We start from the raw sequence: 25,819 nt of genomic DNA on the forward strand, positions 1-25,819 counted from the left end.
ATCCCGGCCTATGGTCGCCGCTCTTTTCGACAAGGCATGAGACACAGCATGGCATCCGACATCAAGCGCATCGCGGCAATCATCGCGGTCGAGATCGGCGCGCGGCCAGAGCAAGCAGCGGCGGCGATCGGCCTGCTGGACGAGGGCGCGACGGTGCCGTTCGTGGCGCGCTACCGCAAGGAGGTCACCGGCGGGTTGGACGACACGCAGTTGCGCGACCTTGCCGAGCGGCTTGCCTATCTGCGCGAGCTCGACGCCCGCCGTGACACCATACTCGGTTCGATCCGCGAGCAAGGCAAATTGACCGAGGAGCTTGAGCAAAAGATCACGGCTGCCTCCACCAAGGCCGAGCTCGAGGACATCTACCTGCCTTACAAGCCCAAGCGCCGCACCAAGGCCGAGATCGCCAGGGAGCGTGGGCTGGGGCCGCTGGCCGAAGCCATTCTTGCCGACCGCTCGGCGGTGCCCGCCGAACTGGCGCTCGCCTATGTCACCGAAGACGTGGCCGACGCCAAGGCGGCGCTCGACGGCGCGCGCGACATCCTGTCGGAACAGTTCGCCGAGAACGCCGATCTGGTCGGCAAATTGCGAGCCTACATGAAGGAGCGCGCCTTCCTGCGCGCCAGGGTGGTCGATGGCAAGCAGGAGGCCGGCGCGAAATTCTCCGACTATTTCGACCATGTCGAGCGCTGGGCCAACGTGCCGAGCCATCGCGCTCTCGCCATGCTGCGCGGCCGCAACGAGGAGGTGCTGTCGCTCGATATCGAAGTCGACGCCGACGATGCGTCGCCGGTGAAGCCGGTCGAGCGGATGGTCGCGAATGCCTATGCCATCGGCGGCAGCCTGCCGGGGGATCGCTGGCTGATGGAGGTGGCGGGTTGGACCTGGCGGATCAAACTGTCGCTGCACCTGACACTCGATCTGATGCGCGATCTGCGCGAGCGGGCCGAGGAAGACGCGATCCACGTCTTTGCCCGAAATCTGAAGGACTTGCTGCTTGCAGCACCGGCCGGGTCGCGGCCGACGATGGGGCTCGATCCGGGCATCCGCACCGGCGTCAAGGTGGCGGTAGTCGACGGCACCGGCAAGCTGGTGGCGACGACGACGGTCTATCCGTTCCCGCCCAGGAACGATGTGCGCGGCACGCAGGCCGAGCTGGCGAAGCTCGTTCGGCTGCACAAAGTCGAGCTGATTTCGATCGGCAACGGCACTGGCAGCCGCGAGACCGAAAAGCTGGTCGCCGACATGCTGTCGGATCTGCCGGCCGACAGCGGTCCCAAACCGCTCAAAGTGATCGTCAGCGAAGCCGGCGCCTCGGTCTATTCCGCGTCGGCGACAGCGGCGGCGGAATTTCCCGGCCTCGACGTGTCGCTGCGCGGCGCGGTGTCGATCGCGCGGCGCCTGCAGGATCCGCTGGCCGAACTGGTCAAGATCGAACCAAAGTCGATCGGCGTCGGCCAGTACCAGCACGATGTCGACCAATACCGGCTCGGCCGCTCGCTGGAAGCGGTGGTCGAGGATGCGGTCAATGCCGTCGGCGTCGACCTCAACACGGCGTCGGCGCCGCTGCTGGCGCGGGTTTCCGGCCTTGGCGCGTCGCTTGCCGACGCCATCGTCGCGCATCGCGACGCCACCGGCCCCTTCGCCAGCCGCAAGGATCTGCTCAAAGTCTCCCGCCTTGGACCGCGCGCCTTCGAGCAATGCGCCGGCTTCCTGCGCATCCCGAACGGCAGCGAGCCGCTCGATGCTTCCTCCGTGCATCCGGAAGCCTATGGCGTGGCGAAGAAGATCGTCGCTGCCTGCGGCCGCGACCTGCGCGCGCTGATGGGTGACAGTGCCGCGCTCAAGGCGCTCGATCCGCGTGTCTTCGTCGACGAGCGGTTCGGCCTGCCGACGGTGCGTGACATATTGGCGGAGCTGGAAAAGCCCGGTCGCGACCCGCGCCCCGGCTTCAAGACCGCGACCTTCGCCGACGGCGTCGACGACATCAAGGATCTGAAGCCCGGCATGCTGCTCGAAGGCACCGTCACCAATGTCGCGGCCTTCGGCGCTTTCGTCGATATCGGCGTGCATCAGGACGGCTTGGTGCACGTCTCGCAACTGGCGGACCGCTTCGTCAAGGATGCGCATGAGGTGGTCAAGGCCGGCGACGTGGTCAAGGTGCGCGTCGTCGACGTCGACATCAAGCGCAAGCGCATTGCTCTCTCCATGCGCAAGGACGGCGACGGTGGCGCATCGAAGGGGCCGCGCGACACCGGCGGCAAGCCGGCGCCACGTTCGCCGACACCGCAGCGCCAACCTGAGCGGCCGGCGCAGCAAGGCGCATTCGGTGCGGCATTGGCGGATGCATTGAAGCGGAAGTAGTTATCTGCGACAGATCCCAAGCACCTCCGCGTCCGATGGGATTCATGTTGCTTTGAGTGTCCAGTCCAAAGGACAGATAAGCGGAGGCGGGTTCTCCTCCCTCAAGAATTGTCGGGATGTCGCGGGCACTATGCAAAATGCGCTCAATACGCACCTCATCGCCGTTGGCAGTGTAGGAAATCACGTAGCGCTGAAATGCGATGGAGCGCAGGCCGGGCCATAGGGCGGGGCGGGGAGCGCCACCACGCGGTGTGTCTGCAATCCGGCCGCAACGGACCCTGAGCGCGGCTATGAAGCGTCCAGCCGCTGCCGGATTTTCGGCATGGATGTAATCGCCAATCTCTTCAAGGTCCTGCGAAGCGGCGGGCGCAAATATGAGCGCCACCAATTACGACTTTCTGCTGCTGTACTTTGCTTCCAGCCGTTCAAACACTTGGTCGGCAGGGATGCCTGGGCCACTTTCCACCCCCTTGCGAATACCCTCGCGCAACGCCGCAAGCTTTGCCTCGCGCTGCTCTTCGCGCTCTTCCAGTAGGCGCAGGCTATCGCGCACGACTTCGCTGGCGCTGGCATAACGGCCGCTCTCCACCAACTCGCGCACCAATGTCTCATAATGGGTGCCGATGCTGTAGCTTGCAGGCATGGGTTTCCTCTCAGTTTATCCAAAGTTACCAATTTTTGATAAGCTGGCCAAGTCAAATCTGTGCGACATGCGTGAGCAGCCAGTCACGAAAACTGGCAACCGGCGGATGGCCGCGCTTGTCGTGCGGGACGACGAGATAATAAGCGCTGCGGCTTTGCATCGGCCGGCCCGGCGCCGGCACGAGCTGGCCGCGCTGCAATTCGCCTGATATCAGGATCTGCGGCAGCAGCGCCACGCCAAGCCCGGCCATGCAGGCCTGGGCGGCGGTGCCGAATTGTTCGAACTGCATGCCGGGCCCTGTCGGCGCGCTCAGCCCCTGATGCTCGAACCATTCGGTCCAGGCGCCGGGGCGGGTCGCCATGTGGAGCAGCGGCAGACGGCCGATGTCGGCAGCGGTGGCGATCTCGCGGCCGGCCAGGAATTCGGGCGACACGACTGGCGCCACCGTCTCGCGCATCAGCAGCGTGGAGTCGGCGTCCGGCCAGTCGGGCAGGCCGTAATGGATGGCGGCATCCAGCCTTTCCCGGGCGAAGTCGAAACGGCCGATGCGGGTAACGAAGTTGATGGTGATGTCGGGGTTGTTTTCGACGAAATCCGGGATCAGCGGCATCAGCCAACGGGTGCCGAAGGTCGGCAATATGGCCAGGTTCAGGATACCACTATGCCGATTGCTCATCAATCCAAGAGCTGCGTCGCGCAACTGGCCTAGGGCTGAACGCACTGCTTCGGCGTAGATTTCGCCTGCGGTCGACAGCCTGACATTGCGGCTGTCACGCTCGAACAACCGGCGGCCGAACTGCTCTTCCAAAAGCCCTATCTGCCGGCTAACGGCGCCCTGGGTCAGGTCGAGTTCGCGCGCGGCGGCGGTGAAAGAGCCGAGGCGCGCCACCGCCTCGAAAGCGGCAAGGGCGCTGATGTTGGGCAAAAGGCGTCGCTGGACGTTCATGATCCATTACTATCGCTCATTGATCGGTGATGCAATTTCGTTTGATTTTTTCGAGGCGGAGGCGGATAAGCCCGGCATTCAAGATTTCCGTTTGGGAGAGACCGAGGCCATGGCCGCCGACAAGAACGCGTTCGTCTGGGAAGACCCTTTCCTGATTGAGAACCAGCTTTCGGAAGACGAGCGCATGGTGCGCGACGGTGCCGCGGCCTTTGCCGCCGACAAGCTCGCGCCGCGGATCGAGGAGGCCTACCTCGAGGAGAAGACCGATGCCGGCATCTTCCGCGAGATGGGCGAGGCGGGCCTGCTCGGTATCACCATTCCGGAAGAATATGGCGGCCTTGGCGCCAACTATGTGACCTACGGGCTGGTGGCACGTGAAGTCGAGCGCGTCGATTCGGGCTACCGCTCGATGATGAGCGTGCAGTCGTCGCTGGTCATGTATCCGATCCATGCCTATGGCTCGGAGGAACAGCGCAAGAAATATCTGCCGAAGCTGGCCTCGGGCGAATGGATCGGCTGCTTCGGCCTGACCGAGCCGGATGCCGGCTCCGATCCGGGCGGCATGAAGACGCGGGCCGAAAAGACGGCGAACGGCTACAAGCTCAGCGGCTCGAAAATGTGGATCTCCAACGCGCCGATCGCCGACGTGTTCGTCGTCTGGGCGAAGTTAAAGGGCGAGAACGGCAAGGACGAGATTCGCGGTTTCGTGCTGGAGAAGGGCATGAAGGGACTGTCGGCGCCGAAGATCGGCGGCAAGCTCAGCCTGAGGGCCTCGATCACCGGCGAAGTGGTGATGGAAGGCGTCGAGGTCGGCGAGGACGCATTGCTGCCCAATGCCAAGGGCCTCGGCGGTCCATTCGGATGCCTCAACCGGGCGCGTTACGGCATCTCCTGGGGCGCCATGGGCGCGGCCGAGGATTGCTGGCACCGGGCCCGCCAATACGGCCTCGACCGCAAGCAGTTCGGCAAGCCGCTGGCCGGCACGCAGTTGTTCCAGAAGAAGCTCGCCGACATGCAGACCGAAATCGCGCTGGGCTTGCAGGGCTCGCTGCGCGTCGGCCGGCTGATGGACGAAGGCAAGTTGGCGCCCGAGATGATCTCGATCGTCAAGCGCAACAATTGCGGCAAGGCGCTCGACATCGCCCGCCAGGCCCGCGACATGCATGGCGGCAACGGCATCCAGATCGGTTACCACGTCATGCGCCACGCGCAGAACCTGGAGACGGTCAACACCTATGAGGGCACGCATGACGTGCATGCGCTGATCCTCGGTAGGGCTCAGACGGGTATCCAGGCGTTTTTCTAAGCTGGGTAGATATTCAGGTGATGCCGGCCTGCAAACGGCAACTTCCTGCGCTTCCGGTGCTCACGTACTTGAGTACGCTCCGCTCCGGTTCTCGGAAGTCACCATTTTCGGCTCGGCCTGACCTGAATCTCAACACAGCTTAGCCGGCAACGCTGCTTAAATTAGGTGCAGCGCAACATCTCTGCTTGGAGAATGACCGCCAGATGTGTCAGGGTTCGGCGAATTCGTTTGAAACGCCGATCTCCGGGGCCCCATGGCAATTCTGGCAGCCGTCTACCACCTGACCCACTACAAATACGACCGGCCGGTGGTTCTCGGCCCGCAGGTCATCAGACTGCAGCCGGCGCCGCATTCCCGCACCAAGGTCTTGAGCCATTCGCTGAAGGTCGAGCCAAAGAACCATTTCGTCAATCTGCAGCAGGACCCCTACGGCAATTTCCTCGCCCGTTTCGTCTTCCCGGAGCCGGTGACCGAACTGAAAATCGAGGTCGACCTCGTCGCCGACATGACGGTCTACAATCCGTTCGATTTCTTCGTCGAGCCGTCGGCCGAGACGTTTCCGTTCGAATATCCGGAAGAGATCCGCGACGATCTCGCCATCTACCGGACGCCGGAGCCGGCGGGTCCGCTGCTGTCAGCCCTCCTGAAGACCATCGACCGCAGCCCCAAGAATACCGTCGATTTCCTCGTCGACCTCAATGCGCGGCTGCAGCGCGAGATCGCCTACATCGTGCGCATGGAAACCGGCGTCTTCTCGCCCGAGGAGACGCTTGCCGCCGCCAAGGGATCGTGCCGGGATTCGAGCTGGCTGCTGGTGCAGATCCTGAGGAACCTTGGCATCGCCGCGCGTTTCGTGTCCGGCTATCTGGTCCAGCTCAAGCCTGATCTCGTCGCGCTTGACGGACCGCCCGGCACCGCGATCGACTTCACCGATCTGCATGCCTGGTGCGAGGTCTATATTCCGGGTGCAGGCTGGATCGGCTTCGACCCGACCTCCGGCCTGCTCACCGGCGAAAGCCATGTGCCGCTGGCGGCGACGCCGCATTTCCGCAACGCAGCCCCCATCTCCGGCATGGCGAGCTTCGCCAATGTCGAATTCGGCTTCGACATGCGGGTCGACCGCATCGCCGAGCATCCACGCATCACCAAGCCTTTCTCGGACGAAAGCTGGCAGGCACTGGATGCACTGGGCAACAAGGTCGATGCCGCGCTCCAGGCCGGTGATGTCAGGCTGACCATGGGCGGCGAACCGACCTTCGTGTCGATCGACGATTTCGAATCGGCCGAATGGAACACCGCCGCCGTCGGCCCGACCAAGCGCGAAAAGGCCGATGCGCTGATCCGAAAACTGCGCGAGCGCTTTGCGCCGGGCGGTTTTCTCCACTATGGCCAGGGCAAATGGTATCCGGGCGAAAGCCTGCCGCGCTGGACCTTCTCGCTCTACTGGCGCGCCGATGGCGAGCCAGTGTGGAGCGATCCGTCGCTGATCGCGCGCGAAAAGAGCGACGCAAAGGTCGGGCCGCAGCAAGCCGAAAGCCTGCTGACGGCGATCGCCGGCGAGCTCGGCATCGACAAGGAGATGGTCAGCGAAGCCTATGAGGATCCGGCCGAATGGCTGCTCAAGGAAGGCAAGCTGCCCGACAATGTCGATCCCTCCAACTCGAAGCTGGAGGACCCGGAAGAGCGCAGCCGCATGGCGCGCGTGTTCGAACGCGGCCTGACCAAGCCGTCGGGCTATGTGCTGCCGGTGCAGCGCTGGAACAGCCAGGCTTCCGGGCAGCGCTGGCGTTCGGAGAAATGGAAGACGCGGCGCGGCCGGCTGTTCCTGGTGCCCGGCGATTCACCGGTCGGCTACCGCTTGCCGCTCGGCACGCTGCCCTATGTGCCGCCGGCGCAATTCCCCTACATCGTGCCGGTCGACCCGTCGCTGCCGCGCGGCCCGCTGCCGGCGCGCGCGGCCATCTTGCCCGCAGAGTCGCCGGCCGAGCTCGAAGGCGCCGACGAGATGGCGCGCCGCCAGCAGGCGGTATCCTTCACGGCGACAACCGGCCAGCAGGACCGCGTCGAGCAGGAGATCACCGAGATCGGCGGCGCGGTGCGTACAGCACTTTCGGTCGAGCCGCGTGACGGGCGCCTCTGCGTGTTCATGCCGCCGGTCGAGGCGCTCGAGGACTATCTCGAACTGGTGGCGGCAGCCGAGAACGCGGCCAGGGGATTAGGCCTGCCTGTGCATATCGAGGGTTATGGTCCACCGCACGATCCGCGCCTCAACGTCATCCGCGTGGCGCCCGATCCCGGCGTCATCGAAGTCAACATTCATCCGGCCGCGAACTGGCAGGATTGCGTGGCGACGACGACGGCGATCTACGAGGAGGCGCGGCAGACGCGGCTTGGCGCCGACAAATTTATGATCGACGGCCGCCATACCGGCACCGGCGGCGGCAACCATGTCGTGGTCGGCGGTGCGACGCCTGACGACAGCCCGTTCCTGCGCCGTCCTGATTTGCTGAAGAGCCTGGTGCTGCAATGGCAGCGCCACCCTTCGCTCTCCTATCTGTTTTCGGGCCTGTTCATCGGCCCGACCAGCCAGGCGCCGCGCTTCGACGAGGCGCGCCACGATTCGCTCTACGAGCTCGAGATCGCCATGGCGCAGGTGCCGCATCCGGACAAAGGCGCGGCACCCTTGCCGTGGCTGGTCGACCGGCTGTTCCGGAACCTGTTGACCGACGTCACCGGCAACACGCACCGCTCGGAAATCTGCATCGACAAATTGTTTTCGCCCGACGGACCGACAGGCCGTCTCGGCCTGGTCGAATTCCGCGGCTTCGAGATGCCGCCCAATGCGCGCATGAGCCTGGCGCAGCAATTGCTTGTTAGGGCGATCATTGCCCGCGCGTGGAAGAACCCGCTCGACGGGCGCTTCGTGCGCTGGGGCACGTCGCTGCATGACCGCTTCATGCTGCCGCACCATGTCTGGGCGGATTTTCTCGACGTGCTCGACGATCTCAAGCTCAACGGCTTCGAGTTCCGCCCGGAATGGTTCAACGCGCAGCTCGAATTCCGCTTCCCCTTCTGCGGCGAGGTCCAGCATGCGGGCATAAAGCTGGAATTGCGGCAGGCGCTGGAGCCCTGGCACGTTATGGGCGAGCAAGGCGCCATCGGCGGCACCGTGCGTTTCGTCGATTCCTCGGTCGAGCGGCTGCAGGTCAAGACCGAAGGCCTCAACCCTGAGCGCCATGCAATCGTCTGCAATGGCCGCACCGTGCCGATGAAGGTGACCGACAACCGCGAGATCGCGGTGGCCGGCGTTCGCTTCAAGGCCTGGCAGCCGGCGTCGGGCCTGCACCCGGCGCTGCCGGTCAACACGCCGCTGATCTTCGACATCTACGACCGCTGGTCGGGCCGCGCGGTCGGCGGCTGCGTCTACCATGTCGCGCATCCCGGCGGGCGCAGCTACGACACCTTTCCGGTCAATGGCAACGAGGCCGAGGCGCGGCGGCTTGCCCGCTTCGAGCCGCGCGGCCATACGCCGTCCGGCTACGCGCTGCGCAACGAAGAAGCCTCTGAAGATTTTCCGATGACCCTTGACCTCCGGCGGCCACCAAGACTCTGATCAGCGATGGCAAAGGGGAATCAGAAAAAGATACGTGACAAGCCGCTGACGCACAGTCTGCTGGAGCACTACCAGCCGATCGACGGCGTCGTCGACGAGATGGTCGATGCATCTGGCAATCCGCGTCCGGTCTGGCAGGATTTCATCGAGGCGCTGGAGCAACTGGGGCCGGAAAAGCTCGGCCAGCGTTTCGCCCGCGCCGACCAGTATCTGCGCGACGCCGGCGTCTACTACCGCGTCTACGACAAGGCCGGCGCCAACGAGCGGGAATGGCCGCTGGCGCATGTCCCGCTGCTGATCGAGGAAAGGGAGTGGGCCGACATCAGTGCCGGCCTCGTCCAGCGCGCCGATCTGTTCGAAGAGATATTGGCCGACATATACGGGTCGAACCGGCTGATCGACAAAGGCATTCTGCCGGCCGGCCTGATCGCGGCGAGCCCCGAATATTTGCGGCCCGTCGTCGGCGTCCGGCCTGCCAGCGGCCATTTCCTCCACATGCTCGCCTTCGAACTCGGTCGCGGCCCGGACGGACGTTGGTGGGTGCTGGGCGACCGCACGCAGGCGCCTTCAGGAGCGGGCTTTGCGCTGGAGAACCGTGTCGCCACCACGCGCGCGCTGTCCGACATCTATGGCGAGATGCATGTGCATCGGCTTGCCGGCTTCTTCCGCCGTTTTCGCGATGCGTTGATCGGCATGGCCAAGGTATCGGGCGGCCGCGTCGCCATCCTGACGCCGGGGCCGCTCAACGAAACCTATTACGAGCACGCCTATATCGCCCGCTATCTCGGCATCATGCTGCTCGAGGGCGAGGACCTGACCGTCTCGGGCGGCAGACTAATGGTGCGCACGGTCTCGGGGCTGAAGCCGGTCGGCGTGCTGTGGCGGCGGCTCGACGCCGCCTTCGCCGATCCGCTGGAGCTCAGGCCGGACTCGCAGATCGGCACGCCGGGGCTGGTCGAGGCAATCCGCCAGGGCGCGGTTTCGGCCGTCAACGCGCTCGGTTCCGGCCTGCTGGAAACGCGGGCGCTGCAGTCGTTCCTGCCGAGGATTGCGCGCGAGTTGCGGGGCGAGGAGCTTCTCTTGCCAAGCGTCGCCACCTGGTGGTGCGGGCAAGAGAGCGAGCGCCGGCATGTGCTCGCCAATTTCGACCGCATGGTTGTCGGTCCGGCGCTGTCGACGCGGCTTGCCTTCGAGGATGACGAGTCGACCCGGCTCGGGTCGACACTGTCCGACGAGGAGCGGGCCGAACTGGTCGCCCGTATCGAGCGCGATGGCGGCGGCTTCGTCGGCCAGGAAGCGGTGACGCTGTCGACCACGCCGGTCTATATCGGCGGCTGGCTGGAGCCGCGGCCGGCGAGCCTGCGCGTCTATCTGGCCCGAACACCGGAAGGCTGGACGGTGATGCCCGGCGGCTTTGCGCGCATCGGCTTTTCGCTCGATCCGACGGCGATCGCCATGCAGCGCGGCGGCCAGGCAGCGGATGTGTGGGTTGTCAGCGACCGGCCGGTGGAGCGCGAGACGCTGCTGCCGCAGGAGCACGACAGCTTCACCCGCACCATGCCGGGCAACCTGCCCAGCCGGGCAGCGGAAAACCTGACATGGCTCGGCCGCTATATCGAGCGGTCGGAAGACACGGTGCGCATCCTGCGCGCCTATCACGTGCGGCTGGCCGAGACCTCCGATCCTGAAATGCCGCTGCTTGCCGACGTCAGGGACTATCTCGAACCTTTCGGCATCGACGTCGATTCGGCGATCCCGCTCGGCCTGATCAGCACGCTGGACAGCGCCGTCTACAGCGCCGGCCAGATCCGCGACCGGTTTTCGCCCGATGGCTGGCTGGCGCTGAAGGATCTGTCGAAGACCATCCATCAGTTCGCGACCACTGTGGCGCCGGGCGACGACGCGACGCGGGCAATGACGGTGATCCTGCGCAAACTCTCGGGCTTTTCCGGCCTGCTGCATGAGAACATGTACCGCTTCACCGGCTGGCGTTTCCTCGAGATCGGAAGGCGGCTGGAGCGCGGCATCCAGATCGCCCGCACGCTGGCCTGCCTGACCAGGACCGGAGCGCCGGACGGCGCGCTCGATATGATGCTGGAGATCGGCGACAGCGTCATGACCCATCGCCGGCAATATCCGGTGCAGGCCGGGCGGCGCACGGTGATCGATCTCCTGGCGCTCGATCCGCTCAATCCGCGCTCGATCCTGTTTCAGCTCGAGCGGCTGAAAGCCGAAATCGGGCTGTTGCCCACCGTCGGCGGCGAGGGGCATATGTCGCCGGCGGCCAAGGAGATCCTGCAGCTCAACACGGCGATCGCCGTGATGGAGCCTTCGGACATGACGGCGAATGCACTCGACGATCTCGCCGGCGAGATCGGCGGCCTCTACAACAGCGTCGCCAAGGCCTATTTCGGATAAGACCAAGGCAGCCATGCTCTACGACATCAGGCTTCATCTCAGCTACGACTACGATGCCGCGGCCGGCGGCGGCCGCCATCAGGTGCGCGTGCTGCCACCGACCATATCGGGCGTGCAGCGGGTGGTCGCCGCGTCCCTGTCCTTCGCGCCGGCGCCCAGCGAACGCGCGGACTTTTCCGACTTTTTCGGCAACAATGTCACCTCGATCGCCGTTCGCGATGCGCATGATGCCTTGGACATCAGGATGAGCGCGCGCGTGTCTGTGTCTCGTCCGGAGCCCGGGCTCGACGTGTCGCCCGGGATAGACCGGCTTAAGGAGGAACTCTGCGCGGTGCGGTCACTGGCGCCCGATGCGCCGCATCACTTTCTCGCCGCCAGCGATCACGCCGGCATCGATGCGGCGATCACGGCATACGCGCAAGCGAGCATCGCCGGTTCGACCGCCGGCACGGTCATGGATTTGTGCAACCGCATTCATCGCGATTTCACCTATGACGGCAAGGCGACCACGGTCCAGACGCGCGCCAGCGACGCCTTCGGCCTGAAGCGGGGCGTCTGCCAGGATTTTTCGCATATCATGATTTCAGGCCTACGCGGTCTCGGCATTCCCGCCGGCTATGTCAGCGGGTTCCTGCGCACCATTCCGCCGAAGGGCAAACCCCGGCTGGAGGGCGCCGACGCCATGCATGCCTGGGTCAAGGCCTGGTGCGGGCGCGACGCCGGCTGGCAGGAATTCGACCCGACCAACGGCATGCGGGCAAGCAACGACCACATCACCGTCGGCTACGGCCGCGACTATTCCGACGTGGCGCCGATCGTCGGCGTGCTGAAGACCACGGGCGGACAGGTCGGCGAGCAGGCGGTCGACGTCATTCCAGTTGCCCTCGAGAAAGTCTGACCGGATCCCAGGCTCAGGCTGTTCGTAAGTCTCCGGGCGAGCAAAGACTGCTTCTCAAAAGCCGATGCTGCCGTTATCTTGGGCACAAGGATTGGGGCCGCCGGACGCATGCGCCGGCGCGGAGTTTATCATTGAAAACGGTCAGCGTTATCATTCCGGCACATAATGCGGCGGCCACCATTGCCGGCACGCTGGCGTCGCTTCGTTCAGAGGCGGCGGTCATTGGCGAAGTGCTGCTGGTCGACGATGCGTCCTCGGACGACACGGCCGCCGTGGCTGAGGAAGCTGCATCGCGGCTGGCCTTGCCGCTGCGCGTGATTGCGTCGAATTGCCGGGACGCCGGCGGCGCCCGCAATCTGGCCCTGGCGCAGGCGGACTGCCCATGGATATACATGATCGATGCCGATGATCTGCATCTGGAAGGCGGCCTGAGATCGCTGCTTTCGCGAAGCGACGCGCAACCGAGAGCCGAGATGGTGGTCGGCGCCTTTCGCCGGCGTACCAAGGGCGAGCATCACCAGTTCAAATTGCCGTACGGCTATACGGTTACCGGCATCGCCAACGCCTCTGCCTATCTGGAAGGTCAGGTTCGCTCGATCGCGGTCGGCAGTGCGCTGGTGTCCCGGCGCGCGATCGGCGAGACGCGGTTCCCGACCGCGCTCGCCTATGATGAGGACACGCTGTTCTGGGCGCGACTGATGTGCCGGGCCCCGCTTGCCGTCATTACACAGCCCGTCATGACCTACTTCGTCTCGGCGGAGCGCTCCGACGACCGTTTCACGATCAAGCCGGCACAACGCTTCCTCGCCTGGCGCCACGCCTTGCGTCAACTCACCGACTGCGGCATCGCCAAGTCGACGCTGAAAACGAGGGAAGGCCTGGTCGCGCTCAAGATCGCCCGCGTCCACTATGCACGCGGCGACTTTGACACGGCAGCGCGGTTCCTTGCCGTGGCCAAGGCCGCGCCCAAGGTCCCCTCGGACATATGGCGCTGCATGCGCTACCAGTTGAAGCTCGCGGTGCGGCGCCGTTTCTCCATTTCACACGCCCTGCTGCAAAGTGCCTGATTCACACCGACCGAAGCTTGCTGTGGTCGTTATTGGCTACCGCGCGCCGGTTCAGATAGTCGATGCGGTGACATCTCTGCTTGATCAGAACCCGCCGCTCGAGATCGTCGTGGTCAACTCAGGTGGTGGGAACATGCTGGCACTGTTGGCTGGCGCCGGGATCAAGGTGCCGGTGATCGAGATCGGTCGAAGGCTGTATGTCGGTGCGGCCCGCAATGTCGGCATAGCGGCGACACAAGCGCCCTTCGTTGCTTTTCTTGCCGACGATTGCCTCGCCTGTCCCGGCTGGGCCGAGGCCCGGATAGAGCGACATCTGGCCGGCGACCGCATGGTGGCGAGCGCCATCGTGAACAGCCATCCGCGCAATCTGATTGCCTGTGCGGCTCATCTGATCATGTTCATGCGGCGACTTCCCGGTTTGCCGGCGGATCGTGCGCTGCGATACGGCGTGTCGTTCGATCGCAAGCTGTTCGATGAATACGGCTTGTTCGACGAAGAGTTGCCAGCCGGCGAAGATACCAACTTTCTGGACAGGCTGCCGCGGGAACCTCTGCCCGTCTGGGAGCCGCGTGTGCAAACAGTGCATCGCAATGAAACAAGCCTGGTGAGGCTGTTTGCCGATCAATACCGGCGTGGATGTCGACGCGGTGACTACCTTGTCGCGTCCAGCCCAAAGACGCCGTTCCGATTTTTTCGCGACACCTTTCACGACCGGCATAATGTCCGCAAGCTGGCGAAGATCGGGCTTTCCGGACGGGATCGAACCTTCGCGATGATGTCGCTGCCAATTGTCTGGCTGGCCCTGTTGATCAAATCCGTGGGCGTCTATGCTGGCGCGCGCGACGGTGCGAAAGCGGGCAAGCGACCGCAATGATAACATCCCACATGAAACCCCAACCTCCGCGACGGCCCGGATTGTTCCGCTCGCGGCAGAGAGTTATCGCAGTCTTCAGCTATCGCTTTGACGCGCATCTGGTTTCCGATCTTATCGCCAACCTCGATCCGATCGTCGATGGCTGGATTGCCTATGACGATCGCAAGGCGACGGGGGCTTTCAGCAGCGAGCCGCTTCGGCGGCACGCGCTGCTGGCGGCGGCGCGCGACGCTGCCGCCGACTGGATTTTGGCTATCGATCCCGACGAGCGGCTGGAACGCGGTGCGGCAGAGCGGATCGCAAAATTGACGAGTGTCTACAGGCGAATTGCCTGGGGGTTCAGACTCCGTGAAATGTATTCGCCGACCGACTACCGCGTCGATGGGCTATGGGGCGAAAAAATTCAGTACCGCCTGTTCAAAGCCTACGACCCGGCAAACTGCCAGTCCAAGGACTTTCACGATCTCTGGTATCCTTCCAGTGTCGGGTTCAAAGCCAGGGATAGTGGGCTCAACCTCTATCATCTGAAAATGATCGAGCCCAAGCGGCGGATCGCCCGCCGTGATCTTTATGACTATCTCGATCCGGGGCATGTGCTTCAGGACGTGGGCTACGATTACCTCGCTGACGAGGCCGGGGCAGTCTTTGAACGCATTTCCCCTGGACGCGAATACCATCCACCTCATGTCGACGATGGCGGCCTGTGGATGGCCGACATTGCAGCCGGGATGCACGGCCGGCCACCCTGATCGGTCAACCCCGAAAACATTCCCTGACGACGGAACCTGCCGTCGATCCGTTGCTTATCTACGCGGAAGTTCCCGCGGAGAGGACATGCTGGACAAATCCGGGTCGTCACACGAATCGGCCGACAGGAAAGTTGCACCAGGCAATGGAGCGGCGACGAATGGCGCCCAGGCTTCCGCCGACCAGGCGTCGCTGATCTATGTTTCCGACAGCGAAGCCGGCATCCGCCGCCTCAGGGCAGGCAAGGGCTTCTCCTACAAGGGGCCGAACGACCGCGCGGTGAGCGAGAGCACCATCGCGCGCATCAAGGCGCTCGCCATACCGCCGGCCTGGACCGATGTGTGGATCTCGCCCGATCCGGAGGGTCACATCCAGGCGACCGGCCGCGACCAGCGCGGGCGCAAGCAGTATCGCTACCATCCGCTATGGGCCGAAGAGCGCGACGGGGCCAAATATTCGAGCCTGGTCGCCTTTGCCGAAAGCCTGCCCGAACTGCGCCAGCGGATCGATGCCGATCTGCGCCGCCACGGCCTGCCGGCGGAACGCGTCGTCGCGGCAGTTGTCTGGCTGCTCGACAACACCATGATCCGCGTCGGCAACGCCGCCTATGCGCGCGACAACAAGAGTTTCGGACTGACCACGCTGCGCGACCGTCATGTCGACATCAAGGGCACCAGCCTGCGCTTTGCCTTCAAGGGCAAGTCCGGCAAGGAATGGAAACTGAAGCTGGTCGATCGCCGGATCGCCAGGATCGTGCGCGGCGCCCAGGACCTGCCGGGGCAGAAGCTGTTCCAGTATCTCGACGAGGACGGCAACAGGCGTCCCGTGCGTTCCGACGACGTCAACCGCTACATCCGCGACGCGGCCGGCGCGGATTTCAGCTCCAAGCACTTCCGCACCTGGGGCGGCACGATCCATGCCGCCTCGCTGTTTGCGCAGACGGAGGTTCCCGAAAGCCAGGCGCAAATCAAGCGGACGACGAATGCCGTCATCGACAAGGTCGCGGAGCGGCTGGGCAATACGCGCGCCGTCTGCCGCAAATGCTACATTCATCCGACGGTCTTCGAGGCCTGGTCGCAAGGGCGGCTACTCGGTGAAATGGCGCAAGCGAACAAACGCAAGCGGGCTATACCGGGGCTCGATGACGAGGAGATGCTGATCCTGCGATGGCTGAAGATGCAAGAGAGCTGATGCAGGCGGGCGAATTTCTCGCGGGCTCATGATGCGCCATCGAAAGCCCAGATTTTTTTATCGACCTTATGTCGGGAACGGTCCTACTGTCTCGTCCTTTGACAGAGAAAAGGACCGATCATGCTCTACGCTATCCTCTGCTATGCTTCCGAAGACGTCGTTTGCTCCTGGAGCAAGGAGCAGGACGATGAGGTCATGGCCAATCTTCTCAACGTCCAGGAAAAATATGCCCAGGCCGGCCGGCTTGGCCCGGTGGCGCGGCTTTTGCCGACGACCGCCGCGACAACGCTGCGCAAGGTCAAGGGCGAATCGGTGGTCATCGATGGTCCGTTTGCCGAAACCAAGGAACAGTTCCTCGGCTTCTACACGCTCGAATGCGCCGATCTCGACGAGGCCGTGGAGTTCGCCCGCGAACTCTCCGAGGTCAACCCCAGCGGCGGTTCCTACGAGATACGCCCGGTTTCCGTCTACAACCCCGCCAGAGTTCCCGCATGACCGAGCTTGCCTGGATCAGCAATGCGATCAGCACCGCCCGTCCGCAGGCGATGGGCGCGCTGCTGCGCTACTTCCGCGACCTCGACGCCGCGGAAGAGGCTTTCCAGGACGCCTGCCTCAGGGCGCTCAAGAACTGGCCGAAAAACGGCCCGCCACGCGATCCCGCCGCCTGGCTGATCTTCGTCGGCCGCAACAGCGGCATCGACGCGGTGCGCAAGCGCTCCAAGCAGGCGCCGCTGCCGGAAGAGGATCAGATCTCCGACCTCGAGGACGCCGAAAGCGATATTGCCGAGCGGCTGGACGGCGCCCACTACCGCGACGACATTTTGCGGCTGTTGTTCATCTGCTGCCACCCGGACCTGCCGGCGACGCAGCAGATCGCGGTCGCGTTGCGCATCGTCTCCGGCATCACGGTCAAGCAGATCGCGCGTGCCTTCCTGGTCGGCGAAAGCGCCATGGAGCAGCGCATCACCCGCGCCAAGGCGCGCATTGCGGACGCCGGCGTGCCGTTCGAGACGCCGGGCGCGGTCGAGCGCTCGGAGCGGCTCGCGGCTGTCGCCGCCATGGTCTATTTGATCTTCAACGAAGGCTATTCAACCAACAGCGGCGAGGCGCCGGCCCGTGCGCCGCTCTGCGAGGAGGCGATCCGGCTGGCGCGTTTGCTGCTCAGGCTGTTCCAGACCGAGCCGGAGATCATGGGACTGACGGCGCTGCTTCTGCTCCAGCATGCGCGAGCGTCGGCTCGCTTCGACGAAAACGGCGAGATCGTGCTGCTCGAGGACCAGGATCGCACCCTGTGGAGCCGCAAGATGATCGATGAGGGCCTGGCGCTGGTCGACAAGGCGCTGCGCCATCAGCAGCCTGGACCCTATCAGGTGCAGGCGGCGATCGCCGCGCTGCATGCGCGGGCGGAGAGGCCCGAGGATACCGACTGGACCGAAATCGACCTGCTCTACAGCCTGCTCGAGCAGATGCAGCCGTCGCCGGTGATAACGCTGAACCGCGCCGTCGCGGTGGCTAAGGTGCGCGGCCCGGAAGCGGCTCTTGCCATGATCGAGCCGCTTGGGGAAAGGCTGTCCGGATATTTCCACTTCTTTGGCCTCAAGGGTGGCCTGTTGATGCAACTCGGCCGCGGCGAGGAGGCGCGCGTCGCCTTCGACCGTGCGATTGCGCTGGCCAACACCGCAGCGGAAGCCGCCCATATCCGCATGCATATCGATCGCCTGATCAAGGACGGCGCCGCGAAGGCCGCCGCAAAGACAGCGCGCTGACGCCTGTTCCGTCTGGCTCAATCGTGCGGCCCAGGCTTAGACCATGCCGGGGTGGCGGTTTTTCCCTGAAACGAGTAATGCCACGCCATGACAGCGCCCGATGGCACAATGGTGCGTGGCGCCAGGCTTGACCTCCGTCCTATAAGCGACGGGATCTGAAAGGGACAAAAATGACGATAGCGAAGGAAACGGCCGAACTGCTGGCGAAACTGGGCGTCGCCAAGGATGCGCTTGTCGGTGGCGACCTCATCGTGCGTAGCCCGGTGACGGGCGAGCAGATCGCGGCGCTGAAGACGATCTCGCCGGCCGATGCGGCAAAGACCATCGATGCCGCGCACAAGGCCTTCCAGGCCTGGCGGCTGGTGCCGGGGCCGAAGCGCGGCGAACTGGTGCGCCTGCTCGGCGAGGAATTGCGCGCGCACAAGGCCGAGCTTGGCCGGCTGGTGTCGATCGAGGTCGGCAAGATTCCGTCCGAAGGCCTCGGCGAAGTGCAGGAGATGATCGACATCTGCGATTTCGCCGTCGGTCTCTCCCGGCAATTGTACGGCCTGACCATCGCCACCGAGCGCCCCGGCCATCGCATGATGGAGACCTGGCATCCGCTCGGCGTCGTCGGCGTCATCTCGGCCTTCAACTTCCCGGTCGCGGTGTGGTCGTGGAACGCGGCCCTTGCGCTGGTTTGCGGCGACGCCGTGGTCTGGAAGCCGTCGGAAAAGACGCCGCTGACCGCACTGGCCTGCGAGGCGATTTTTGCGCGAGCGGTGAAGCGCTTCGGCGCGGATGCGCCGCAGGGCCTGGCACCGGTGCTGATCGGCGACCGCGCCGTCGGCGAGATCCTGGTCGACCATCCCAAGGTGCCGCTGGTTTCGGCCACCGGCTCGACCCGCATGGGCCGCGATGTCGGTCCGCGCCTGGCCAAGCGTTTTGCGCGCGCCGTGCTCGAGCTCGGCGGCAACAATGCCGGCATCGTCTGCCCGACGGCCGATCTCGACATGGCGCTGCGAGCCATCGCCTTCGGCGCCATGGGCACGGCCGGCCAGCGCTGTACCACCTTGCGGCGCCTGTTCGTGCATGACAGCGTCTACGACGCCCTGCTGCCGCGCCTGAAAAAGGCCTATCAGAGCGTTTCGGTCGGCAATCCGCTGGAGACCTCGTCGCTGGTCGGTCCGCTGATCGACGAGGCCGCTTTCGAGGCCATGCAGAAGGCGCTGAAGGAAGCCACTGCTCACGGCGGTAAGGTGACCGGCGGTTCGCGGGTAGAGAACGGCCACCCGGATGCCTATTATGTGCATCCGGCGCTGGTCGAGATGCCCAGGCAGGTCTCGCCGGTGACGGAAGAGACCTTCGCGCCGATCCTCTACGTGATGAAGTATTCCGATTTCGACACCGTGCTCGACGAGCACAATGCAGTCGGCGCCGGATTGTCGTCGTCGATCTTCACCCGCGACCTGCAGGAGTCCGAGCGCTTCCTCGGCGTCGACGGTTCGGATTGCGGCATCGCCAATGTCAACATCGGCACATCGGGCGCCGAGATCGGCGGCGCCTTCGGCGGCGAGAAAGAAACCGGCGGCGGCCGCGAGAGCGGTTCGGACGCCTGGAAGGCCTATATGCGCCGCGCCACCAACACGGTGAACTATTCCAAGGCGCTGCCGCTGGCGCAGGGCGTGTCCTTCGACATCGACTGAGGACGTTCGTCCCGTTCTGGCGGCCTTGACCGCCGAACCGTCAAACAAAAGCCGACGACGCCTGAGGCGTTGTCGGCTTTTGCGTTTAGCGGGCTGTTTCGAGGGCTTTGCCGGTCGCCGGGTCGAACAGGCGCAGCGCGTCCTCGTCGAAGGTGAAGGCGCATGGTTCGCCCTTGGCGACGCGGGCGCGCGGCGGCAGGCAAGCTGTCAGCCGTTGACTGCCGATGCGGGCGGTGGTGACCAGTTCCGGGCCGGTGAGTTCGACCACGTCGATCTCGACCGGCAACGAGAACTCCGTTGCGGCGCCGGTTGCCAGGCGAAGCGCCTCGGGCCTGATCCCGACAATGACCGGCGCGCCGTTCGGTGCCGCGGTCCTGAAGCGGGCCGGCAGCGGCAGCGGTACGTCCGAGCCGGCAATGGCGAGTCTGCCGTCCTCGACGACTGCCTCCAGCATGTTCATCGACGGCGCACCGACGAAACCCGCCACATAGAGCGTCGCCGGGTAATTGTAGATCTCCTCGGGCGTGCCGAGCTGCTCGATCCTGCCGTCGTGCATGACGGCGATCCGCGTTGCCAGCGTCATCGCCTCGATCTGGTCGTGGGTGACGTAGACGACGGTGGTCTGCAGCATCTGGTGCAGGCGCTTCAACTCGGTGCGCATCTCCAGGCGAAGCTTGGCGTCGAGATTGGAGAGCGGCTCGTCGAAGAGAAAGACCTGCGGCTTGCGCACCAGCGCCCTGCCGATGGCGACGCGCTGGCGCTGGCCGCCGGAAAGCTGGCCGGGCTTGCGGTCGAGCAGGGGTTCGATCTGCAACAATTTCGCGGCGTCGCGTACCGCCTTGTCGCGCTCGGCGACAGGAACCTTGCGCATCTCCAGCCCGAAACCGATGTTGCGGTGAACGGTGAGGTTCGGATAGAGCGCGTAGGACTGGAAGACCATGGCGATGTCGCGGTTCTTCGGGTGGACGCCGAGCACCGAACGGCCGCCGATCATCACCTCGCCGCTGGTCGCTTCGGCGAGGCCGGCGATGATGTTGAGCAGCGTTGACTTCCCGCAGCCGGATGAACCGAGCAGCACCAGGAACTCGCCGCTTTCCAGGGCGATGTCGATGCCTTTCAGCGTTTCGACGGCGCCGTAGTTCTTGCGGATGTCGCGGATTTCAAGCGCGCTCATGGCTGGCGTCCTCGAATTGCAGGGCTCCGCCATAGTTGCGGGGCAAAGTGGAGATGGCGCGAGACGCCACCTGTGTCGCGAAGGAGAGGCACGCGGCCAGCGGCTGGTCCCGCGTCAGTGCCGCCAGGAAGGCGGCGTTGAAGACGTCGCCGGCGCCGATCGTGTCGACGACCTTCACGTCGGGCGCGGGCGCTTCGACGAGGGCGCCATCCGGCCCGACGGCGAGGGCGCCTTGCGGCCCGCGCTTGACCACGACCACAGCGCCTTTCTTCATGCCGAACCTGATCTCGCGCGCGGCATCGACGGGGTCTTCCAATGCAGCAAGGGTCAGCGTCTCGACCTCGTTGAACAGCGCCAGCTCGCAGCGCGACAGCCAGGCGCGCGCAGCCGCGCAGTTCGCCGCGGTCCAGCCGTCGATCGGCCATCCGGTGTCGAGCGCCACGGCGATGCGATGCCTGTCCGCCCAGTCGAAGAACGCGTCATAGTCGCGGGTGAGATCGTCGGTGAGGAAGGAGCCGCAGAGCAGTGCGCATCCGCCCGACAGCCGCTTGCCGTCGAGACTGGAGATGACATCGGCGAGGCTCAGGCGCGGCAAGTGCCCGCGCGTGGTGAAGAAGGTGCGCTCGCCGTCGGGATGGGTCATGCCGACCGACAGTGTCGTGCCCTCGGGGCGCACCGGCCATCTTTCGGCGCGGTGGCCGAATGCTTCGCGCAGCCAGCGGCCGAACTGGTCGTCGCCGACATTGGCGGCGATATCGAAGTCGACGTCCAGCGCCTGCCAGGCGAGTGCCGTGTTTCCCGCCTGTCCGCCGACGCGCAACTCGTCATGGTCGACGACGGTCTCGGTCCCTGCCTTCGGCCACGGTGCGACCGGGCCGACGATCAGGTCGACATTGACGTTGCCGATCACTGCGAGCGGCCGCATTCATTCGCTCCTGGTGATCTTGGTGGAGCGGACCGGCGTGCCGGCATCGTCGACGCGGGCGTCGGCGAAGGCGATCATAAGGCGCTGCGCCACCGGCAACATGGCAAAGATCGCCGCGAGCCCCGAAGCCGGCTTGAAGGCGAGCGTCACCGCTCCGGAAACTGGCGCCTGTCCGGAGGAATCGAAAATGACGAGCGGCGCGCCGGCCTCGACCACGGAGATGGCCATGGCGGTCACCAGTTCCGCCGTCTGGTCGTCGCCGCGAAACAGGATGACGCCGATGCGCTGGCCAAGCATCTCCATCGGTCCATGGCGAAGCTGGCCGCCTTCGAGGGAAAAACATGGCAGCCGCGACAATTCGGTGAGGCCGAGCGCCAGAGCTTCGGCGAGGCCCTGCAGGCGGCGGCCGGAGGTGACGATGGTTCCTACCCTGCTCAGCGCGGCTAGCGCGTTGCCGACATCGACGGTTTCAGGGGCTTCCAGCGCCGCAAGGGCGGCGGCCGGATCATCGCCGAGCGCCGACAGGATCGCCAGGTGCAAGGCAAAACTGACGGTGAGGCTGCGGGTCGCGGCGAAGGCGAGTTCCGTGCCGCCGGCGCCGATCAGGCTCGGCGCGGTTCTGGCAAGGAAGGAGGCACTTTCCAACGTCAGGCCGAAAGCGTCAGCGCCATCGCCTTTCGCCGCGAACCATCTAACGACTTCGGCGCTTTCGCCGGACTGCGAGGTGACGAGCACGGTCCTGCCGGAGAGCGGCAGCGGCTGGCCCAGCTGCTCGGAGAGCGGCAGCGCAACGGCGTCGATGCCATGCGCCCGGTAGAGCGGTTCGACGGCGCGCCCAACCGCGTGCGAGCCGCCCATGCCGAGCAGGAGCAAACTGCCGCTCTGCCGGATCGCGGCCGCGACCTTTGCCGCGATAGTCGTGTTCTGCCGGAACGAGGCGATGGCGTCCGCATGCTGGCGCGCCATTTCGCGGTCGATCGCGAGGAGGCCGGTCGGGCGGGGTTTTCCTGCAGGCATTATCATCCTTTCACGCCGCCGCTGGTGAGGCCGGAAATCAGCGCGCGCTGCATGACCAGGCCGATCAGCACCGGCGGCAGAGCGGCGAGCACGCCGGCGGTGGCGATCAGCCCGTAGTCGGAGACGCGGCCGCCGGCGAGATCGGCGATGGCGACCGTCAGCGTCTTGGCGCGCTGGTCCGAGGTGAAGAGCAAGGCGTAGAAAAACTCGTCCCAGGCAAGCAGCACCGCAAACAGCGCCGATGTCGCAACCACAGGTGCCGCCAGCGGCAGTGTGATGATGCGCAGGGTCTGGAACAGGCCGGCGCCGTCGATCATCGCCGCCGCCTCGATTTCGCGTGGGATGGCGTCGAAACCCGATTTCATCAGCCAGGTGGTGAAGGGTGCCAGGATGGTCAGGTAGACCATCGCCAGGCCGAAGACATTGTTGAGCAGGCCGAGATAGGAAAGCCCCATATAGAGCGGCACGGCCAGCGCCACCGGCGGCAGCATATAGGTGGCGATCACCATCGACAGCGACCAGCCGATCGACGGCGTGCGCGAGACCGCCCAGCCGGCCGGGATGGCGAGCAGCAGTGCGGCAAGCGTCGCCATGCCGGCGATTTCGAGGCTGTTGCGCAGCGATGCGGTGAAGGCTGCTCCGGCGCTGTTTTCGGCCGTAGACAGCAATTGCTGGTAGCGGGAGAAGTCGGCACTTTGCGGCCACCAGCGCAGCGGCTTGGCGGCAAGGTCGGCGGCCGGCGAGATGCTCATGACGAACAGCCAGGCGATCGGTGCCAGGATGACGACGGCGAGCAGAACCGCGCAGGCATAGATGAAGACGTTGAAGGCGGGGCTCTTGCGTTCCATCAGGTGGCGCTCCCGGCGGTCTTTTTCACCAGTGCGGCATAGGCGAGCGCCAGCACGGTGACGAGCAAGGTGACGATCAACGCCAGCGAGGCGCCGGAACCGGCGCGCTGGAAGGAGAAGGCCTCCTGGTAGACAAGAATCGACAGCGTGCGCGTGCTGTTGGCCGGGCCGCCGCGTGTCATCACCCAGATGATGTCGAAGACCTTGAAGGCCTCGATGGTGCGCAGCACCAGCGCCACCATCAGCGGTCCGGCGAGATAGGGCAGGATGACGAAGCGAAAACGCGCGAACGGCCCGGCGCCGTCGACCAGCGAGGCGGCGGTGATGTCGCGCGGCACGGCCTGCAGGGCGGCGAGCGCGATCAGGGCGACCAGCGGAAAGTTTTTCCAGCAATCGGCGATGATCAGTGCCGCCAGTGCCGTGCCTGGTTCGCCGAGCCAGGAGCGATAGGCATCGATGAGGTGCAACTGCGTGAGCGCTGCGTTCAGCGCGCCATATTCGGGATTGTAGATCAGCCGCCAGAGCGTGGCGTTGACCACGGTCGGCAGCGCCCAGGGCAGGATCATCAACGCCCGCAGGAAGGTGCGGCCGCGAAATTCCTGGTTCAGCAACAGTGCTGCCAGAACGCCGATCACCATTTCGATGGCGACGGACGCAACGGCAAACCAGGTCGTGGTGACCAGCGTGCGTGAAAAGTTCGAGCTGGACAGCATCTTGGTGTAGTTGTCGATGCCGACGAAATTGCCGGCCGTGCCGACCAGCTTGGCGTCGGTGAAGGACAGGCCGACGGTATCGACGAGCGGCCAGCCGATGACGGCGACCATGACCACGAGAAGCGGCAGCATCAGCAACCACGCACGGGTCGTCATCCAGGTGCCTGACATCGGAGGCGCCTCTTCTTGGTCATCACTGTTTCAGAAATAGCACGGGCGGCACGAGGCCGCCCGTCTGGCAAAAGTCCGGCTTAAAGACCGCTGTTTTCGGCAGCCGTCTTTAAGGCATCTTCCGGCGTAGCCGATCCGAGCAGCGCTTCCTGGATCGCCTGCTGCAGGGCGGTCGACATCTCCTGGTATTTCGGCGTTGTGGGACGCGGATACATGGCGGCAAGCCCGACCTTCGCGGTGGCGATCAGTTCTTCCTGGCCTTTGGTGACGGCCGGGTCATCATAGGACGACGCCCAGATCGGCAGGCTGAGTTTGGCGTACTGGTTCTGCGTCGACTGCGAGGTCATGAACTCGATGTACTTCCAGGCTTCGTCCGGGTGCTTGGAGACCGCGGTGACGCCAAGACCCATGGAACCGTTGACGGCCGAGACCTCGCTCTTGCCGGCAATGCCCGGCGCCGGCACGACGCCGACCTTGCCCGCGACCTTGCTGTCCTTCGGGTTGTTGGCCATGTTGTACATGTAGGTCCAGTTGAGCGCGAAGGCGGCGTCGCCGTTCTCGAACACCTTGCGGACATCCTCTTCAAGGAATTCCTTGGAATTCGGATTGGTGACGCCCGACTTGTAGCTGGCGACCATGTATTTCAGCGCGTCGAGCCCGCCGCCATTCTGGAAGTCCGGCTTGCCGTCCTTGAGGAAATCGCCGCCATAGGCGCTGACCAGCATGGCGTAGTCGCAGATCACGGCTTCGGCCTGCGACCAGCTCCAGGCGATCGGCGTTGCCAGCAGGCCCTTGTCCTTGATGATCTTGGCCTGCTCGCTCAGCTCGTCCCAGGTCTTGGGCGGGCTCTTGATGCCAGCCTTCTCGAGGATTTCCTTGTTGTAGAACAGGTACTTGGTGTCGAGGATCCAGGGCATGCCATAGTATTTGCCGTCATACTCGACGGTCGTCCAGGCGCCCGGCAGCACGCCCTTCTTCATCTCGTCGGTGATCTTCGACGAGACGTCAACCAGCACCTTGTTGGTGGCATATTCGGCCGGCCAGATGACGTCGAACAGCACGACGTCGTAGCCGCCGCCCGAGCCCTGCGCGAGCACTGTCTTGTCGTGCAGGCCCTCATAGGGGACGAATTCGAGATTGACCTTGATGTCGGGATTGGCCTTGGCGAAGGCATCCGTCATGGCGCGGACGTCGGCCTCGCTGTAAGCGGCCTGCGCCATGAAAAGCGCGTTCAGCGTTGTTTCGGCGAAAGCGTGGGGAACCAGCAGTCCTCCAACGAAGACCGCGCCCAGAAGCGTCTTACCGATCGATTTCAGCATTTGTCATCTCCCATTTCCGGCGTTGGCGAGTCGGCGTTGCATCGCCTTCCCGAATTGATGTCGCGGTGACCTGGGCTTGCTCGAGCGATCGGAGGCGATAGGCATGGAGCCTTGGCCGTCTTCTTATGGAGCGC

The 25,819-nt window shown here is 64.8% G+C and carries 20 protein-coding genes and 1 pseudogene; 12 read left to right on the plus strand and 9 right to left on the minus strand.

What is annotated here, in order from left to right; all coding sequences use genetic code 11:
- Nucleotides 1-48: 48 nt before the first annotated feature.
- Nucleotides 49-2,364: a Tex family protein gene (locus DH08_RS03515; RefSeq protein WP_192177913.1), complete on the plus strand. Its 2,316-nt coding sequence runs from the start codon at nucleotides 49-51 to the stop codon at nucleotides 2,362-2,364.
- Nucleotides 2,365-2,494: 130 nt separating this feature from the next.
- Here DH08_RS03515 and DH08_RS03520 read toward each other — a convergent pair.
- The 3 genes and pseudogenes from DH08_RS03520 to DH08_RS03530 all read right to left on the minus strand — a co-directional run.
- Nucleotides 2,495-2,749: pseudogene (locus DH08_RS03520) on the minus strand (type II toxin-antitoxin system RelE/ParE family toxin); the annotation flags it as partial.
- A 3-nt stretch (nucleotides 2,750-2,752) separates the two neighbouring features.
- A complete protein-coding gene (locus DH08_RS03525) occupies nucleotides 2,753-3,007 on the minus strand; it encodes a type II toxin-antitoxin system ParD family antitoxin (protein WP_192177914.1) in 255 nt (84 codons plus the stop codon).
- A 52-nt stretch (nucleotides 3,008-3,059) separates the two neighbouring features.
- Nucleotides 3,060-3,953, minus strand: a complete 894-nt coding sequence (locus DH08_RS03530) for a LysR family transcriptional regulator (RefSeq protein WP_192177915.1) — start codon at nucleotides 3,951-3,953, stop codon at nucleotides 3,060-3,062.
- Between the two features lie 109 nt (nucleotides 3,954-4,062).
- Between DH08_RS03530 and DH08_RS03535 the strand changes: the two genes are divergently transcribed.
- The 11 genes from DH08_RS03535 to amaB all read left to right on the plus strand — a co-directional run bounded on the left by DH08_RS03535 (nucleotide 4,063) and on the right by amaB (nucleotide 19,518).
- Nucleotides 4,063-5,259, plus strand: coding sequence for an acyl-CoA dehydrogenase (locus tag DH08_RS03535; RefSeq protein ID WP_192177916.1), 1,197 nt, complete (start codon nucleotides 4,063-4,065; stop codon nucleotides 5,257-5,259).
- Between the two features lie 253 nt (nucleotides 5,260-5,512).
- On the plus strand, nucleotides 5,513-8,872 hold the full coding sequence (locus DH08_RS03540; protein ID WP_192177917.1) for a transglutaminase family protein: 3,360 nt from the start codon (nucleotides 5,513-5,515) through the stop codon (nucleotides 8,870-8,872).
- A 6-nt stretch (nucleotides 8,873-8,878) separates the two neighbouring features.
- Nucleotides 8,879-11,290 carry a circularly permuted type 2 ATP-grasp protein gene (locus DH08_RS03545; protein ID WP_192177918.1) on the plus strand — a complete coding sequence of 804 codons (2,412 nt, stop codon included), beginning with the start codon at nucleotides 8,879-8,881 and terminating at the stop codon, nucleotides 11,288-11,290.
- 13 nt (nucleotides 11,291-11,303) lie between these two features.
- Complete coding sequence (locus DH08_RS03550) at nucleotides 11,304-12,188, plus strand: transglutaminase family protein (RefSeq protein ID WP_192177919.1); 885 nt, start codon at nucleotides 11,304-11,306, stop codon at nucleotides 12,186-12,188.
- Between the two features lie 131 nt (nucleotides 12,189-12,319).
- A complete protein-coding gene (locus DH08_RS03555; protein ID WP_192177920.1) occupies nucleotides 12,320-13,255 on the plus strand; it encodes a glycosyltransferase family 2 protein in 936 nt (311 codons plus the stop codon).
- A gap of 22 nt (nucleotides 13,256-13,277) precedes the next feature.
- Complete coding sequence (locus DH08_RS03560; RefSeq protein ID WP_192177921.1) at nucleotides 13,278-14,129, plus strand: glycosyltransferase; 852 nt, start codon at nucleotides 13,278-13,280, stop codon at nucleotides 14,127-14,129.
- A gap of 11 nt (nucleotides 14,130-14,140) precedes the next feature.
- Nucleotides 14,141-14,878 (plus strand): hypothetical protein, encoded by a 738-nt coding sequence (locus DH08_RS03565; protein ID WP_192177922.1) that lies wholly within the window; start codon nucleotides 14,141-14,143, stop codon nucleotides 14,876-14,878.
- A gap of 85 nt (nucleotides 14,879-14,963) precedes the next feature.
- Nucleotides 14,964-16,067 carry a DNA topoisomerase IB gene (locus DH08_RS03570; RefSeq protein ID WP_192177923.1) on the plus strand — a complete coding sequence of 368 codons (1,104 nt, stop codon included), beginning with the start codon at nucleotides 14,964-14,966 and terminating at the stop codon, nucleotides 16,065-16,067.
- Between the two features lie 120 nt (nucleotides 16,068-16,187).
- Nucleotides 16,188-16,562, plus strand: a complete 375-nt coding sequence (locus DH08_RS03575) for a YciI family protein (RefSeq protein WP_192177924.1) — start codon at nucleotides 16,188-16,190, stop codon at nucleotides 16,560-16,562.
- Nucleotides 16,559-17,833, plus strand: a complete 1,275-nt coding sequence (locus DH08_RS03580) for an RNA polymerase sigma factor (protein ID WP_192177925.1) — start codon at nucleotides 16,559-16,561, stop codon at nucleotides 17,831-17,833. The genes DH08_RS03575 and DH08_RS03580 overlap by 4 nt, the downstream gene beginning before the upstream one ends.
- A 170-nt stretch (nucleotides 17,834-18,003) precedes the next feature.
- Nucleotides 18,004-19,518, plus strand: coding sequence for an L-piperidine-6-carboxylate dehydrogenase (gene amaB / locus DH08_RS03585; protein ID WP_192177926.1), 1,515 nt, complete (start codon nucleotides 18,004-18,006; stop codon nucleotides 19,516-19,518).
- An 85-nt stretch (nucleotides 19,519-19,603) separates the two neighbouring features.
- Here amaB and DH08_RS03590 read toward each other — a convergent pair whose 3' ends face one another.
- The 6 genes from DH08_RS03590 to DH08_RS03615 form a co-directional block, all read right to left on the minus strand.
- Nucleotides 19,604-20,692: an ABC transporter ATP-binding protein gene (locus DH08_RS03590; protein WP_192177927.1), complete on the minus strand. Its 1,089-nt coding sequence runs from the start codon at nucleotides 20,690-20,692 to the stop codon at nucleotides 19,604-19,606.
- Entirely contained in the window at nucleotides 20,679-21,617 is a 939-nt protein-coding gene (locus DH08_RS03595) for a carbohydrate kinase family protein (protein ID WP_192177928.1), read from the minus strand. The genes DH08_RS03590 and DH08_RS03595 overlap by 14 nt, the downstream gene beginning before the upstream one ends.
- On the minus strand, nucleotides 21,618-22,634 hold the full coding sequence (locus tag DH08_RS03600; RefSeq protein ID WP_192177929.1) for an SIS domain-containing protein: 1,017 nt from the start codon (nucleotides 22,632-22,634) through the stop codon (nucleotides 21,618-21,620).
- Between the two features lie 2 nt (nucleotides 22,635-22,636).
- Nucleotides 22,637-23,482: a carbohydrate ABC transporter permease gene (locus DH08_RS03605; protein WP_192177930.1), complete on the minus strand. Its 846-nt coding sequence runs from the start codon at nucleotides 23,480-23,482 to the stop codon at nucleotides 22,637-22,639.
- Nucleotides 23,482-24,366, minus strand: a complete 885-nt coding sequence (locus DH08_RS03610; protein WP_192177931.1) for a carbohydrate ABC transporter permease — start codon at nucleotides 24,364-24,366, stop codon at nucleotides 23,482-23,484. The genes DH08_RS03605 and DH08_RS03610 overlap by 1 nt, the downstream gene beginning before the upstream one ends.
- Before the next feature lie 80 nt (nucleotides 24,367-24,446).
- Nucleotides 24,447-25,685: an extracellular solute-binding protein gene (locus tag DH08_RS03615; protein WP_192177932.1), complete on the minus strand. Its 1,239-nt coding sequence runs from the start codon at nucleotides 25,683-25,685 to the stop codon at nucleotides 24,447-24,449.
- Between the last annotated feature and the right edge of the window lie 134 nt (nucleotides 25,686-25,819).

It is taken from the genome of Mesorhizobium amorphae, assembly GCF_014843845.1.
Classification (GTDB): Bacteria; Pseudomonadota; Alphaproteobacteria; order Rhizobiales; family Rhizobiaceae; genus Mesorhizobium; species Mesorhizobium amorphae_A.